At 73.7% G+C, this 14,452-nt stretch carries 13 protein-coding genes; 9 read left to right on the top strand and 4 right to left on the bottom strand.

All coding sequences use genetic code 11. The features are described from left to right. The first annotated feature begins 227 nt into the window (after window positions 1-227). The 5 genes from JT721_RS03405 to JT721_RS03385 all read left to right on the top strand — a co-directional run bounded on the left by JT721_RS03405 (window position 228) and on the right by JT721_RS03385 (window position 4,968). A complete protein-coding gene (locus JT721_RS03405) occupies window positions 228-989 on the top strand; it encodes a response regulator transcription factor (protein WP_205471491.1) in 762 nt (253 codons plus the stop codon). Next, window positions 986-1,759, top strand: coding sequence for a 3'(2'),5'-bisphosphate nucleotidase CysQ (locus JT721_RS03400; protein ID WP_205471490.1), 774 nt, complete (start codon window positions 986-988; stop codon window positions 1,757-1,759). Before JT721_RS03405 ends, JT721_RS03400 begins: the two co-directional genes overlap by 4 nt. A 52-nt stretch (window positions 1,760-1,811) precedes the next feature. Then, window positions 1,812-2,210, top strand: coding sequence for a VOC family protein (locus JT721_RS03395; RefSeq protein WP_205471489.1), 399 nt, complete (start codon window positions 1,812-1,814; stop codon window positions 2,208-2,210). Between the two features lie 43 nt (window positions 2,211-2,253). Further along, window positions 2,254-3,045: a lytic murein transglycosylase gene (locus JT721_RS03390; RefSeq protein ID WP_240340011.1), complete on the top strand. Its 792-nt coding sequence runs from the start codon at window positions 2,254-2,256 to the stop codon at window positions 3,043-3,045. Between the two features lie 750 nt (window positions 3,046-3,795). Continuing rightward, window positions 3,796-4,968, top strand: a complete 1,173-nt coding sequence (locus JT721_RS03385) for an HNH endonuclease signature motif containing protein (RefSeq protein ID WP_205471488.1) — start codon at window positions 3,796-3,798, stop codon at window positions 4,966-4,968. Between the two features lie 64 nt (window positions 4,969-5,032). On the opposite strand, the gene JT721_RS03380 is transcribed toward JT721_RS03385, so the two are convergent. Further along, on the bottom strand, window positions 5,033-6,205 hold the full coding sequence (locus JT721_RS03380; RefSeq protein ID WP_205471487.1) for an SAM-dependent methyltransferase: 1,173 nt from the start codon (window positions 6,203-6,205) through the stop codon (window positions 5,033-5,035). Between the two features lie 191 nt (window positions 6,206-6,396). On the opposite strand from JT721_RS03380, the gene groES reads away from it, so the two are divergent. Then, window positions 6,397-6,690, top strand: coding sequence for a co-chaperone GroES (groES, locus tag JT721_RS03375; protein WP_205471680.1), 294 nt, complete (start codon window positions 6,397-6,399; stop codon window positions 6,688-6,690). 80 nt (window positions 6,691-6,770) lie between these two features. Then, window positions 6,771-8,396, top strand: coding sequence for a chaperonin GroEL (gene groL / locus JT721_RS03370; protein ID WP_205471486.1), 1,626 nt, complete (start codon window positions 6,771-6,773; stop codon window positions 8,394-8,396). Between the two features lie 92 nt (window positions 8,397-8,488). Here the strand turns inward: groL and JT721_RS03365 are convergent, their stop codons facing one another. The 3 genes from JT721_RS03365 to JT721_RS03355 all read right to left on the bottom strand — a co-directional run bounded on the left by JT721_RS03365 (window position 8,489) and on the right by JT721_RS03355 (window position 11,914). Further along, a complete protein-coding gene (locus JT721_RS03365) occupies window positions 8,489-9,823 on the bottom strand; it encodes a hypothetical protein (protein WP_205471485.1) in 1,335 nt (444 codons plus the stop codon). Beyond that, complete coding sequence (locus JT721_RS03360; RefSeq protein ID WP_205471484.1) at window positions 9,817-10,353, bottom strand: SigE family RNA polymerase sigma factor; 537 nt, start codon at window positions 10,351-10,353, stop codon at window positions 9,817-9,819. Before JT721_RS03360 ends, JT721_RS03365 begins: the two co-directional genes overlap by 7 nt. A 79-nt stretch (window positions 10,354-10,432) precedes the next feature. Then, window positions 10,433-11,914: a glycosyltransferase family 39 protein gene (locus JT721_RS03355; RefSeq protein WP_205471483.1), complete on the bottom strand. Its 1,482-nt coding sequence runs from the start codon at window positions 11,912-11,914 to the stop codon at window positions 10,433-10,435. A gap of 98 nt (window positions 11,915-12,012) precedes the next feature. On the opposite strand from JT721_RS03355, the gene JT721_RS03350 reads away from it, so the two are divergent. Beyond that, a complete protein-coding gene (locus JT721_RS03350; protein WP_205471482.1) occupies window positions 12,013-12,906 on the top strand; it encodes a GNAT family N-acetyltransferase in 894 nt (297 codons plus the stop codon). Window positions 12,907-12,932: 26 nt separating this feature from the next. After that, entirely contained in the window at window positions 12,933-14,435 is a 1,503-nt protein-coding gene (gene guaB, locus JT721_RS03345) for an IMP dehydrogenase (RefSeq protein ID WP_205471481.1), read from the top strand. Window positions 14,436-14,452 lie beyond the last annotated feature (17 nt).

The raw sequence follows: 14,452 nt of genomic DNA, 5'->3' as shown, positions 1-14,452 counted from the left end.
CGTCACGGGCGGAAATACCCCGCCGTGTACCACTGACCTGCGACGAGTCCGACCATGACGGCCGAACCGCCCCCTGAACTGCGGTTATGACGTCCGAGCGGTCCTCCCCAATGTTGGGTGTTGGGCCTCGCGTCGCGTCCCGCCGGGGCGCCCGGGTCGCCACGATGAGGCCGTCGGGAGCCGCGACGACAGCGACGCCCACGGACGATCAGGGGACGACGAGAGTGATGCAGACGACCGGCCGTCACGCCGGCCCGGCCCTCGCCGACCGGTTGCCCGCACCGGCGCGCACCCGGGTGCGGGTCGGCCTCGCGTCCGACCAGCCGATGGTCCTGGAGTCGGTGCGCGCCGCCCTGGCCGCGCGCGGGCTCGAGCCGGTGGTGCTGGCCTGGCCGGACGCCACGGACGCCACGGAGGCCACGGACGCCGCCCTCGTCACCCGGACCCCGGCGCGGCTGCCCGACGCCGCCGTGCTGCTCAGCGAGCTCGACGCTGCCGGTCAGGCCGACGTCGTGCGCGCGCTCGTCGCCGACGTGCCGGCCCGGTGGCTGGTGCTCTCCCGCGAGCCGCGCGGCCCGGGCTGGGGCGCCGCCCTGGCTGAGGGAGCCGACGCGGTGCTGCCGGTCGGCACCGACCTGGCGACCCTGGTCGACCTGCTCGACGAGCTGGCCGCCGGGCGACCGGTGCTGGCCGAGGAGGAGCGCCAGGAGCTGCTCGACGCGTGGCACCAGGTCTGCGCGGGTCGTGAGCGGACCGCCCGGCTGTTGACCACCCTGTCCCGGCGCGAGCGCGAGGTGCTCGAGCTGCTCGACGGCGGCGCGTCGGTGCGCTCGATCGCGCTCGAGGCCGGGGTCGCCGAGACCACCGTGCGCAGCCAGGTGCGGGCCGTGCTCCGCAAGCTCGGTGTCGGCTCCCAGCTGGCCGCGGTCGCCCAGCTCCGGTGGGCTGCCGACACCGCAACCGCGGACGGCACTAGCCTTCCCGGGTGACCTCAGACGCGCCCGCCGCCGCCGCCACCGACGACCACGTCCTCGCCGCCTGGCTGGCCGAGACCGCCGGCCACAAGCTCCTCGAGGTCCGTGAGGGCGGCCTCGAGGGCCGCGACCTCAAGGACGCCGGCGACCTCGCCGCCCACCAGCTGCTGATGGAGCTGATCGCCACCCACCGTCCCGACGACGCCGTGCTCTCGGAGGAGGGCAAGGACGACAAGGCGCGGCTGACGGCCGACCGGGTCTGGATCGTCGACCCGCTCGACGGCACCCGCGAGTTCTCCGAGCGGCCGCGCGACGACTGGGCTGTGCACGTCGCGCTCTGGGAGCGCGGGTCGCTCACCGCCGGGGCGGTGGCCCAGCCGGCGCTCGGCGAGGTCTTCTCCACCGGCGCGCCCGCCGTCGTACCCCCCTCGACCGCGGCGCGCCCGCGGATCGCGGTCTCGCGCAGCCGGCCGCCGGCGTTCGTCGACGCCCTGGCCCGCGAGCTCGACGCCGAATTGGTCGCGATGGGCTCGGCGGGGGTGAAGGTGATGTCGGTGGTGCGCGACCTGACCGACGCCTACGTGCACTCCGGCGGCCAGTACGAGTGGGACTCCGCCGCCCCGGTGGCCGTCGCCCGCGCGGCCGGCCTGTTCACCTCCCGCGTCGACGGGTCGGAGCTGGAGTACAACCAGGACGACGTCTACCTGCCCGACCTCGTGGTCTGCCGACCCGAGCTGGCCGACCGGATCCTGGCCTTCATCGCCGAGCACGGCACCGAGGCCTGACCCCCCGACGGGCGGTTGTCGGCGGCGCCGGTTCCGGGTGAGGGTGTCGGTCATGACTGCCTTCGTGTCGCACACGACGATCGACTGCCACGACGCCTACGCGCTCTCGGAGTGGTGGCGGGAGGTGTTGGGGTACGTGACGCTGCCCGACGACCCCAACGAGGCCGGCGACGAGGAGTGCTTCATCCAGGACCCCGAGTCGGGGCACGCGCTGCTGTTCATCCAGGTGCCCGACACCAAGACCGTCAAGAACCGGCTGCACCTCGACCTGCGTCCGCGGACCGCGGCGCGCGACGCCGAGCTCGAGGTGCTCGTCGCCCACGGCGCCGAGGTGCTGGCCGACCACCGCGGCATCCACGGCCCGGGCACCGGCTGGGTGGTGCTGGGCGACCCGGAGGGCAACGAGTTCTGCATCCTGCGCTCCGAGGCCGAGCTCGACGCCGCCGAGTGACGCCGATGCGGCCGGATCACCGTCGGCAGGGATACTTCTCCGCATGCCCGTGAGCATCCGGCAGGTCTCGCTCTTCGTCGTCATGGTGACGGCGCTCAGCGGCGCGGCCTTCCTGGTGTTCCAGCTCTTCGCGCCGAGCTCGCGGCCACCGGCCCAGCCGCAGGTGCCCGACGCGGGTCCCTACGCCGCCGCGGGCGTCCGCGCCGCCGTACCCGTCACCCGGCCGCGCGCCGCCGCCGGCAACGCCGTCGGCGCCGTGAGCGAGGACCGTCCCCTCGTCGACGCCGCCTGGGCCGCCCGCACCGCGACCGCCGCCGGCATCCCCGAGACCGCCCTGCTCGCCTACGCCCGCGCCACCCTGATGGCTCCGCCGTCGTGCCGCCTGGGGTGGACCACGCTCGCCGGCATCGGCTTCGTCGAGTCCGAGCACGGCACCCACGGCGGCCGGGTGCTCCAGCTCGACGGCCGCCCCGACCGACCCATCCTCGGCCCCGCCCTCGACGGCGTCGGCCCGGTCGCCGCGATCCCGGCGACCAAGGAGTCGACCGCCTGGCACGGCAACCCCGACTGGGACCACGCCATGGGCCCGATGCAGTTCATCCCCTCGACGTGGAAGACCTGGGCCTCCGACGGCGACGGCGACGGCGTCTCCGACCCCCACGACATCGACGACGCCGCCTGGGCCGCCGCCCGCTACCTGTGCCACGACGACCACGACCTCGGCACCGGTGCCGGCTGGACCTCCGCGGTCTTCTCCTACAACCACGCCCAGGTCTACCTGGACGCGGTCTACGCCGCCGCCAGCGGCTACGCGCAGCGCACCTCCGCTGGTTGAGGAGGGACGAAGTCCCTCACTCGTTACCCGGTGAGACGAATGCCCTCCGTGCTCGGGCCGCCCCGCTGGTGACTCGGGGCGCCCGCGCGCCTACCTGGTCGGGTCTCGGCGTCAAGGGTTCCCTTCGGCGCTTCGCGCCCTTGACCCCGAGCCTCTCCCGACCAGGTGGGACGGCGCACTGCCGGCACTCGCAAGCTCGCGCCGCCAGCATGCGCGGGCGTTGGACGACGGCCGGTGGTCGAGCAGCGAGCGCCAGCGAGCGTCGTCGAGACCCCGTACGACGACAGCCCTCCGGTGGGGACGGAGGGCGTTCGGCCGGCGGGGGGTTTCGAGACAGTCGCTAGCGCGACTTCCTCAACCAACGGGGGCGGCGCCGGGCGCTGGTTGAGGTGCGAGGAGCGCTAGCGACGAGCCTCGAAACCTGGCGAGACGAACGCCCTCCCTGGACCACCGCGGGCGACCCACCGGTGGTCGAGCAGCGAGCGCCAGCGAGCGTCGTCGAGACCCCGTAGGACGACAGCCCTCCGGTGGGGACGGAGGGCGTTCGGCCGGCGGGGGTGTCGAGACAGTCGCTAGCGCGACTTCCTCAACCAACGGCGCGCACCGCTGGTTGAGGAAAGACGAAGTCCTTCACTCGTTACCCAGCAAGACGAACGCCCTCCCGAAACCACCGAGAAAGTTCCGGATCCCCTTGTGGACAACGCCGAAAACAGGGGCCAGACTGTCGGTGGCCGGTGCTTGGATGAAGGTATGGCAGCCAGCCACGCCGAACCCTTCGACACCGCCGACGCGGTGCTCGACCGGCTGCGCCGCAACCGCACCAGCATCGCCCGGCTCGAGGCCGACAACCTCGCCTGGGCGTGCGCCTGGGCCGACCTCCACCCCGGCGAAGCCCTCCTCGACACCGTCCCCGGCAGCGAGCAACCCGCCCGGCTCGGCGGACACGGATGCCCCGAGGTCGCGGAGTTCTGCGTCGCCGAGCTCGGCGTCGCCCTCGCGATCTCCACCCCCGCGGCGAGGAGCTACCTCGCCGAGGCCCTCGAGCTGCGGCACCGCCTCCCGCGGTTGTGGCACCGGGTGCAGGCCGGGCACACCGTCGCCTGGAAGGCCCGCCTCGTCGCCCGCCAGACCATGACCCTCCCCAAGGCCGGCGCCGCCTACGTCGACCACCGACTCGAGTCGAAGGCCACCCGGCTGGGACCCAAGCAGATCGAGGTGCTCGTCAACGAAGCCATGCTCCGTTTCGACCCCGCACAAGCCGAAGCCGACCGCGTCAAGGCAGCCGAGCAGCGGCACGTCACCATCACCCACGGCTCCAACGGCATCGCCTACCTCGACGCGATCGTCGACACCGCCGTCGCCATCGACCTCGAAGCAGCCCTCGCCGCAGCAGCCGCGAAGATCGACAGCCACCAGCCCCTCGACGTACGCCGCTCCATCGCCCTCGGCCACCTCGCCCAGAGCGACGCCGGACGCGAGATCGTGATCCATGTCCACGACCAGCAGGTCGGACACCTCGACGACACTGGTCAGCCGCTGCTGGTCACCCAGGTCGAGCAGTGGTGCCGAGAAGCCGGCACGACGGTGACCGTCAAGCCCGTCATCGACCTCAACCAGCACCTACAGACCGACAGCTACCACCCCACCGAGCTACTGCAACGCCAGACCCAGCTGAAGATCCAGCACTGCGCAGCACCCTGGTGCACCAGACCAGCCAGACGCTGCGACACCGACCACACCCTGCCGTACGAGCAGGGCGGCACCACCTGCTCGGGCAACCTCGTCCCGCTCTGCCGCTGGCACCACCGGATGAAGACCCACACCCGCTGGACCTACCACCGCATAGCACCCACCACGTTCCTCTGGCGCACACCAACAGGGACCTGGGTCGTCGTCGACCACACCGGCACCTGGGAACCCTGACCACCCCGCCCCACACCCCGCCGCCCCAGCAACACGAGACGGGCAGCGGGGGCGGCGGTCTGCCTCAGAACGGCCTGACGAGCAGGCAGGTGCCCTCGCCGGCGACCCGGGTGAGCACGATGGTGGCCTCGTCGTCGCCGGCCAGGTCGAGACGCTTGCGCAGCTGGTCGGGTACGACGCTGACGCCGCGCTTCTTGATGGTGAGCCGGCCGATGCCGCGCTGGCGCAGCGCCGCCTTGAGCGGCTTCTCGCGGAAGGGGAGCTCCTCGACGACCTCGTAGGACCGGGCGAACGGCGTGGCGAACGCCTGCTCGGACGCGACGTAGGCGATGTGCTCGTCGAGCAGCCCTCCGGAGACGCCGGCGGCGACGGCGGTGACCAGGCCGGCGCGGATGACGGCGCCGTCGGGCTCGTAGAGGTAGCGGGAGACGCCCAGCGTCGGCACCGAGTCGGGGAGCTCCTCGGAGGTGAGGGTGGCCAGCCCGCCGTCGCCGATCACGGTGGCCCGGCGGGCGACCGTGGCGAGGCGGCCCGACCACAGCGCCGCCTCCTTGACCTCGCCGTGGTCGCTGACCCACTCGGCCTCGACGGCGGGCGGCACCAGGTCGTGGGGGACGCCAGGGGCGACCTTGACGCAGGCGTCCCGCCCGAGCAGCTCGAGCACGAACGACCACGGCGGCGTCCAGTCGTCGGGGTCGAAGGTGCGGCCCCGGCCCGAGCGGCGGGCGGGGTCGGCGAAGGCGACGGCGAACGGCGAGGTGTCGACCCGGGTGGCGTCGGCGACCGAGACGGCGCCGGGCAGCCCCAGGGCGGCGAGGTTGGCCTCGGCCACGGCCACCCGCACGGGGTCGAGGTCGATGCCGGCCGCGGTGACGCCGGCCCGGGCGGCGGCGACCAGGTCGCCCCCGATGCCGCAGCCGAGGTCGATCACGCTGGCCGCTCCGAAGACCCGGAGCCGCCCGGCCCGGTGGTCCGCGACCGGACGGCGGGTGGCCTGCTCGAGCCCGTCGAGGGTGAACCACATCCGGGCGGCGTCGTCGCCGAACTTGGCCGCCGCGCGCTCGCGCAGCCGGGCCTGGGTGAGCGCGGCGGCCAGGTGGGCGGGCTCGACGCCGGGGCAGCTGCGCTCCAGCGCCGCCCGCGCGTGCAGCGGCTCGGTGCCGGCGAGCTCGGCGGCCCGGGCGACGGCGTCGCCGCCGGCGTCGGTGAGCAGCCAGCGGAAGTCGTCGAGATCCACGCCCGCGATCCTGTCAGGGGCGGGTCGCTCTGGCACTCGATCGGGGTGAGTGCTAGTTTCTGATTGGCACTCTCCTCGTGAGTGTGCCAGCGCTTGCCACCCGGGTCGACCCCCGCGACGGCGTCCCGGCGACGCAAGCACCAGACGTGAAACACGCCGATTCAATGCAGGAGAAAGTGGAGGTCGACATCGTGTCGGTCAACATCAAGCCCCTCGAGGACCGCCTCGTCGTGAAGCCGCTCGACGCCGAGCAGACCACGGCCTCCGGCCTGGTCATCCCGGACACCGCCAAGGAGAAGCCCCAGGAGGGCGAGGTCCTGGCCATCGGTCCGGGTCGCATCGACGACAACGGCAACCGCGTGCCGCTCGACGTGGCCGTGGGCGACAAGGTCATCTACAGCAAGTACGGCGGCACCGAGGTGAAGTACTCCGGCGAGGAGTACCTCATCCTCTCGGCGCGCGACGTCCTCGCGGTCGTTTCCTGATTCTCCGGGTCGTGGTCCCGCGGTAGTGCCTCCGGCGCCCGCGGGCCACGACCCGTCTCACGTTCCAACAGAGGAGAGCAATGCCCAAGATCCTGGAGTTCGACGAGAACGCGCGGCGCGCGCTGGAGCGCGGGGTCGACGCGCTCGCCAACGCCGTCAAGGTCACCCTCGGCCCCAAGGGCCGCTACGTCGTGCTCGACAAGAAGTGGGGCGCCCCGACCATCACCAACGACGGCGTCACCGTCGCGCGTGAGGTCGAGCTCGACGACCCGTTCGAGAACCTCGGTGCCCAGCTGACGAAGGAGGTCGCCACCAAGACCAACGACGTCGCCGGTGACGGCACCACCACCGCCACCGTGCTGGCGCAGGCGATGGTCCACGAGGGCCTGCGCGCCGTCGCGGCCGGCGCCAACCCGATGGGCCTCAAGCGCGGCATGGACGCCGCCGCCGAGGCCGTCGGCACCGCGCTGCGCGACGCCGCCCGCGAGGTCGAGTCCCGCGAGGACATGGCCTCGGTCGCGACCATCTCCAGCCGCGACTCGGTCATCGGCGGCCTGCTGGCCGACGCGTTCGACAAGGTCGGCAAGGACGGCGTGATCACGGTCGAGGAGTCCAACACCATGGGCACCGAGCTCGAGTTCACCGAGGGCATGCAGTTCGACAAGGGCTACATCTCGGCGTACTTCGTGAGCGACCCCGAGCGCATGGAGGCCGTCCTCGACGACCCCTACATCCTCCTGCACCAGGGCAAGATCTCCGCCGTCTCCGACCTGCTCCCGCTGCTGGAGAAGGTCATCCAAGCCGGCAAGCCGCTCTTCATCCTCGCCGAGGACGTCGAGGGCGAGGCGCTCTCGACCCTGGTGGTCAACAAGATCCGCGGCACCTTCAACGCCGTCGCCGTGAAGAGCCCCGCCTTCGGCGACCGCCGCAAGGCGATGATGGAAGACATCGCGATCCTGACCGGCGGCCAGGTCGTGGCCCCCGAGGTCGGGCTCAAGCTCGACCAGGTCGGCCTCGAGGTGCTCGGCCAGGCCCGTCGCGTGGTCATCACCAAGGACAACACCACCATCGTCGACGGCGCCGGAGACAGCGCCGCGGTCGAGGGCCGGGTCAACCAGATCAAGGCCGAGATCGAGTCCACCGACTCCGACTGGGACCGCGAGAAGCTCCAGGAGCGCCTCGCCAAGCTGGCCGGCGGCGTCTGCGTCGTCAAGGTCGGCGCGGCCACCGAGGTCGAGCTCAAGGAGAAGAAGCACCGGATCGAGGACGCCGTCTCCGCGACCCGCGCCGCGATCGAGGAGGGCATCGTCGCCGGCGGCGGCTCCGCCCTCGTCCACGCGGTGTCGGTGCTCGACGGCGACCTCGGCCTCACCGGCGACGAGGCCGTCGGGGTGCGGATCGTGCGCAAGTCGGCCGACGAGCCGCTGCGCTGGATCGCCGAGAACGGTGGCGACAACGGCTACGTCGTGACCACCAAGGTGCGCGAGCTCGGCGTCGGCAACGGCTTCAACGCTGCCACCGGCGAGTACGGCGACCTGGTCGCCCAGGGCGTCCTCGACCCCGTCAAGGTGACCCGCTCCGCGCTGGTCAACGCGACCTCGATCGCCGCCATGCTGCTCACGACCGAGACGCTGGTCGTCGAGAAGCCCGAGGAGGAGGACGAGTCCGCGGCCGCTGCCGGCCACGGGCACGGCCACGGTCACTGACCTCGCTCCCAGCAGCACCCAGCACCACCAGCACGACCCAGCACAGCACGAAGGCCCCGCCGGTCACCGGCGGGGCCTTCGTCGCGTCCGGATCAGCGGAGCACGCCCAGCCACTGGGTCGCGCCGCGGCCCCGGTTCTCGGGCGTGTGCCACATGACCTGCCGCGGGTCGCCGGTGGGGCCGCCGAGCGACCACGAGGACACCCCGTCGGAGACCCGGAGGAACCGGTCGCCGACGAGGTCGTAGACGTAGGTGCCGGCCCGGTCGTCGCCGCGGTGGGCACTGACGGCGACCACGTCGCTGCCCGGCGGCAGCCAGCCCTCGGCACCGGTGTCCTGCAGGGTGACCACCTGCTCGCCCTCGGTGGACACCACCTGCACCCGGTCGTCGCGGACGTCGCCGTAGGTGCCGCAGTACTGGCTCAGCACGATCCGGTCACCCGTGGCCCCGAACCCGAGCAGGTTGCAGCGCTCACCCGTCCGCGGGTCGAACGCGTGCTCCTCGCCGCTGGCCAGGTCGCGCACGTGCACCCGGCCCGGGTCTCCGTTGGTGCGGTCGGTCCACACCATCGCGGCGTCGGTGAACGCGACGTCGCCCACCCTCAGGCCCTCGTCGCGGGCGTCGGTCGGGTCGGTGAGCGAGACCGACCACAGGTCGTAGGTGTCGCCCTCGGCGTCGGCGTCCTCGGCGTCGCCGCCCGGTTGGGTCGGCCAGCCACCCTCGGGCACGGCGCCCTGGGTCGCGGGGGCGAGGACGTAGAGCCGTCCGTCTGGCCCGAGCCGTCCGTGGAACGGCGACACCTCGGGTGCGCCCGGCCAGGTGAGCCGGGTCCAGGTGCGGTCGTCGCGGTCGAAGACGTGGGCGACCAGGGTCGCGCCCTCGTCGGCGTCGTCGTCGACCGGGGCCAGCAGCACGAGCCGGTCGCGGGTGAGCGCCACCGGCTGCGCCTGCGCCGAGCCGATACCCGAGTCGGGCAGCCAGTCCTTCTCGCCGGTGGCCGGGTCGAGCAGGGCCAAGCGGGCCTCGTCCAGGCCCCGGCGCGGGCCGTCCCGGAACAGCACCAGGCCGTCGTCGGTCACGCCGTCGAGGTACTGCCCGTTGTCGCTGTCGAGGTCGTCGTTGGTGTACGACGTCAGCACGTCGTAGTCGCGCCCCTCGACCGCCCGGCCGGCGTCGGCGAGCGTGATGGTGGGGGCCTCGGGCGCGGGCGGGGCTGCCGCCTCGGCCCCGAGACCGTCGTCGCCGGGCCAGCCCAGGGCCGCGCCGCCGACCACGGCGGCGGTGGCCAGGGCGGCCACCGAGAGGCGCACCCGGCGCCGCGCCCGCACCCGCCGGCGACCCGCGCCGACGACGGCGGCGACGTCGAGCACGTCGGGTGGGGGAGCGGACACGTTGGCCCGCAACAGGTCCTTGAGGTCGTTCACCACGGGAGGCTCCTTGCTCCGTTGACGGTGAGCCCGCCGAGGGCGGGGCTCTCGAAGGTGGCACGCAGCGTGGCGAGCGCCCGCGCGGTCTGGCTCTTGACCGTCCCCTCGCTGCAGCCGAGCACGACGGCGGTCTGGCGCACGTCGAGGTCCTCGAAGTAGCGCAGCACCACGCAGGCCCGCTGCCGGTCCGGCAGGGTGGCCAGCGCCGCCATCAGCGCGGCCCGGTCGGTCACGCTGGCTGCGACGTCCTCGCCCGATGCCCGGGTGGGGTCCGGCTCCGCCGGCAGCTCGCGGCTCGAGCGCTTGCGCGCCGCGTCCAGGAACACCGAGACCACGGCGCGCCGCGCGTAGGCGAGCTCGCCGCCCTTGCGCACCAGCCGTGGCCAGTTGACGTAGACCCGGATCAGCGCCTCCTGCACGTGGTCGGAGGCGCGGTCCCAGTCACCGCACAGCAGGTACGCCGTGCTCCGCAGCCGCGACCGCGACGCCACGGCGAACTCCGTGAACGCGGTCTCGTCACGCCCGCTCATCCGATCCCGCTCCGTGCCATGCCCACCCGAACGAGGTGAGCGACGGTTCGGTTGCACCGACGACGGCTCGGAATCTGCATCAGTGGCAGTCCGGCACCACGTCGGGCCGCGCCAGCCCGCGCCGCAGCCACACCGGCCGCCCGTCGCAGCCCGTGCCGTGCATGACGTAGCGCTCCTCGACCACGGTGCGCAGCCGGGCCCCCGCGCTCTCCGACCAGTTCTCGAACGGCCACCACTCCACCAGCCAGGTCGGCGCGTCCGGCCCGGCCAGCAGCGAGCGCAGGTCGGCGAGGTCGGGGTCGAGCGCCCGCATCGGCAGGCTCCAGAGGTGGGGGTACGGCGAGTCGAGGCCGCTGGTGAGCTGGAGGTCGGCGCGGCCGCCGTAGACCACCAGTGTGTCGCCGGGCTCGGCCGCCGAGGCGAGCGCGGCGCCGGTGTCGGCCTCGTCGAGCTCCTGGAGCCCGGCGACGTTCCAGACCACCCACCCCAGCATCGCCACCGCCGCCGAGACCACGGTGCCGCGCACCAGCCACCCCGCCACCGGGTCGGGCCGGTCGCGGCCGCTGAGCAGGGCGGTGGCCAGCGCGGCGGCCGGCACCAGCGGCAGCAGGTAGTCCCGCCAGAAGCTGCCACCGCCCACCAGGCCGGCCAGGTCGACCACGAGGACGGCGAGGGTCGCCGCCACCACGGGTGCGTGGTCGGCCCAGAGCCCGCGGGCCCGGGCCGCGAGCACCGCGAGCAGCGGCAGCAGGCCGCTCACGACGGCGACCAGGAGCAGCAGCAACGCCCGCCGGCCCGGACCGCCCGCGTCGGAGGCGGCCAGCACGCCGGCGGCCTCGGCGCGGAAGCCGTAGACGGTGTCCCAGAGGGTGTCCAGGTGCACCCCTGCCGCGGCGGCCCAGCCGAGGGTCGCCGCCACCACCGCGACGGCCCCCAGGAGCGCGGCCAGCCCCAGCCGCACGGCGTCGCGCAGGGGCAGCCGCCCGGTCAGCCACGACGCGACCACCAGCACGGCGACCAGCACCAGGCCGCCCGCGAGGTTCTGCTTGACGCCCAGCGCGAGCGTGGCGACCACCCCGGCGGCGAGCGCGAGGGCGGCCCGGCGGTGGCGCACGGCGTCGAGGGCGAGCACCATCGCGCCGAGCAGCAGCGGCAGGGCGAGCAGCTCGCCCTTGACCGAGACCACGCTGATCAACGGCGTCGACACCAACGCGGCGGTGACCGCGGCGGTCGCCGCCGGGGTGCGAGGGGCGTCGGTGACCCGCCGGGCGAGGGCCGCGGCCAGCAGCACGGTGACGACCGCCAGCACCGCGCCCAGCAGCCGCAACGTCGTCACCCCGCCCAGCGCGTCGACCGCGCGGAACACCGCGAGCAGCTCCGGCGGCCGGTCGACGAAGTAGGGGCCGAACAGGCTGTCGGGCCGGGGATCCCAGTGCCGCGCCACCAGCAGGAACCCCGCCTCGTCGGCGCGCACCGGCCGGGCCAGTGCCGGCAGCCGGGCCAGGCCGGCCAGCGCGGCGGCCACCCAGACCGGGTGCAGGGTGGGGGTCCGGCTCGGCACCGGCCCACCCTCTCAGGCCGGCGCGCCCGACCCGCGCCGTTTCCTCCCCGAAACACCGGCGAAGCGGTCGCGCAACCTGGTCGGCGCAGGCTCGGCCCATGCTTTGGAGACTGCGTGCCGCCCTGCCCGACCGCCCCGGGGCGCTGGCCAGCCTGGCCGCCGGCTGCGGTGCGGCCGGGGTGAACATCCTGAGCCTGCAGATCTTCCCGGGCCTGGAGACCGTGACCGACGAGCTCGTCGTGCGCACGGCCGACGACTGCACCGACGACGACCTCGCGCTGCTGGTCGCGGCGGCCGGCGGACGGCTGGTCTCGGCCACCGCCTGCACCGAGGCGGCGCTCATCGACCAGCCGACCCGCTACGTGCAGGCCGCCCGCCAGGTGGTGGCCCGGCCGCCGTCGTTCCCCGAGGTGGTCGCCGCGCTGCTCGACGCCGAGGCCGACCCCGAGGCCGCGACCGGGGAGACGGACGTGATGGACCTGGTCGTCGGCGACGTGCTCGTGCAGCTGCGCCGCCGGGCGCCGTTCACCGCGACCGAGCACGCCCGCGGCGCTGCCCTCGCCGACCTGGTCAGCGACGTGCTGCGGCGCGACGCGGACGCGCCGATGACCACGGCGGGGGCCCGCCGGATCGGCGACGGCGCCACGACGTCGTACGCCGTCGACGGGAGCACCGTCGTGGCGATCATCGACGGGGAGGTGGTGGGCCAGGCCGTGGTGCTCGCGCCGGCCGACGAGCCTCTGGTGCGGCCGGTCACGCTGCGGGTCGACCCCGCCTGGCAGCGCCGCGGCATCGGCACCCGGCTGCTGGTCGACGCGGCCCGGCTGGCCCACGCGGCCGGGGCCGAGGAGGTGCTGCTCACCACCCGCTCGGACAACCAGGCGGTGCTGCCGATGGTGATGGCCGCGGGGCTGCGCGGGCGGATCCGGATGGCCGGCGACCGCCTGGTGGTGCGGGTCCCGGTGCGCGACCTCAAGCCGCTCCGCGCCTAGTGCGTGGCGGCGCCTAGACTGGAGGGGTGGAGGTTCCCGAGAAGTTCGCTGCCCTGGGTCTCACCTACGACGACGTGCTGCTGCTGCCGGGTCATTCGGACCTGGCGCCGGCCGACATCGACACCACGTCGCGGCTGACCCGGGAGATCTCGCTGCGGGTGCCGCTGGTCAGCGCCGCGATGGACACCGTCACCGAGTCGCGGATGGCGATCGCGATGGCCCGCCAGGGCGGCCTCGGGGTGCTCCACCGCAACCTCTCGATCGAGGACCAGGCCTACCAGGTCGACCTCGTCAAGCGCACCCAGACCGGGATCATCTCCAACCCCGTCACCATCGGCCCAGACGCGACGCTCGAGCAGCTCGACCAGATCTGCGGCGAGTACCGCGTGTCGGGCCTGCCGGTGGTCGACACCGACAACCGCCTGCTCGGCATCTGCACCAACCGGGACCTGCGGTTCACCCCGGTCGCGGAGTGGGCGACCACGAAGGTCGACGAGGTCATGACGCCGATGCCGCTGGTGACCGGCCCGGTCGGCATCTCCCGCGACGACGCGACCGCCCTGCTGCGCAAGCACAAGCGCGAGCGGCTGCCGCTGGTCGACGAGCAGGGCCGCCTCGGCGGGCTGATCACCGTCAAGGACTTCGTGAAGAGCGAGCAGTTCCCCCACGCCTCCAAGGACGCCGTCGGCCGGCTGATGGTGGGCGCGGCGATCGGCTACTTCGGCGACGCCTGGCAGCGGGCCACCACCCTCATCGAGGCGGGCGTCGACGTCCTCGTGGCCGACACCGCCCACGGCAACGTGCGGCTGCTCCTCGACATGGTCCAGCGCCTCAAGACCGACCCCGCCACCCGCCACGTGCAGGTGATCGGCGGCAACGTCGGCACCCGCGAGGGTGCCCAGGCGTTCGTCGACGCCGGTGCCGACGCGGTCAAGGTGGGCGTGGGTCCGGGCTCGATCTGCACCACCCGGGTCGTCACCGGCGTGGGTGTGCCGCAGGTGACCGCGGTCTACGAGGCCGCCCTCGCGTGCCGCCCCGCCGGGGTGCCGGTCATCGCCGACGGCGGCCTCAAGCACTCCGGCGAGATCGCCAAGGCGCTGGTCGCCGGTGCCGACTCGGTCATGGTCGGCTCGCTGCTGGCCGGGTGCGAGGAGTCGCCGGGCGAGCTGGTCTTCGTCAACGGCAAGCAGTTCAAGTCCTACCGCGGCATGGGCTCGCTCGGCGCGATGTCGAGCCGGGGCAAGAAGTCCTACTCCAAGGACCGCTACTTCCAGGCCGAGGTCACCAGCGACGACCAGATCGTGCCCGAGGGGATCGAGGGTCAGGTCGCCTACCGCGGCCCGTTGGCCGCGGTCGCCCACCAGCTCATCGGCGGCCTCAACCAGTCGATGTTCTACGTCGGCGCGCGCACCGTGCCCGAGCTGCAGGAGAAGGGCCGGTTCGTCCGGATCACCTCGGCCTCGCTCAAGGAGAACCACCCCCACGACGTGCAGATGACCGTCGAGGCGCCCAACTACAGCGGTCGCTGACCACGGTGGGCGGTTTC

The sequence above is a fragment of the Nocardioides sp. SYSU D00038 genome, assembly GCF_016924665.1.
Classification (GTDB): domain Bacteria; phylum Actinomycetota; class Actinomycetes; order Propionibacteriales; family Nocardioidaceae; genus Nocardioides.
The sequence above is the reverse complement of the archived record's forward strand: the minus strand, read 5'-3'. Positions and strand labels throughout refer to the sequence as shown.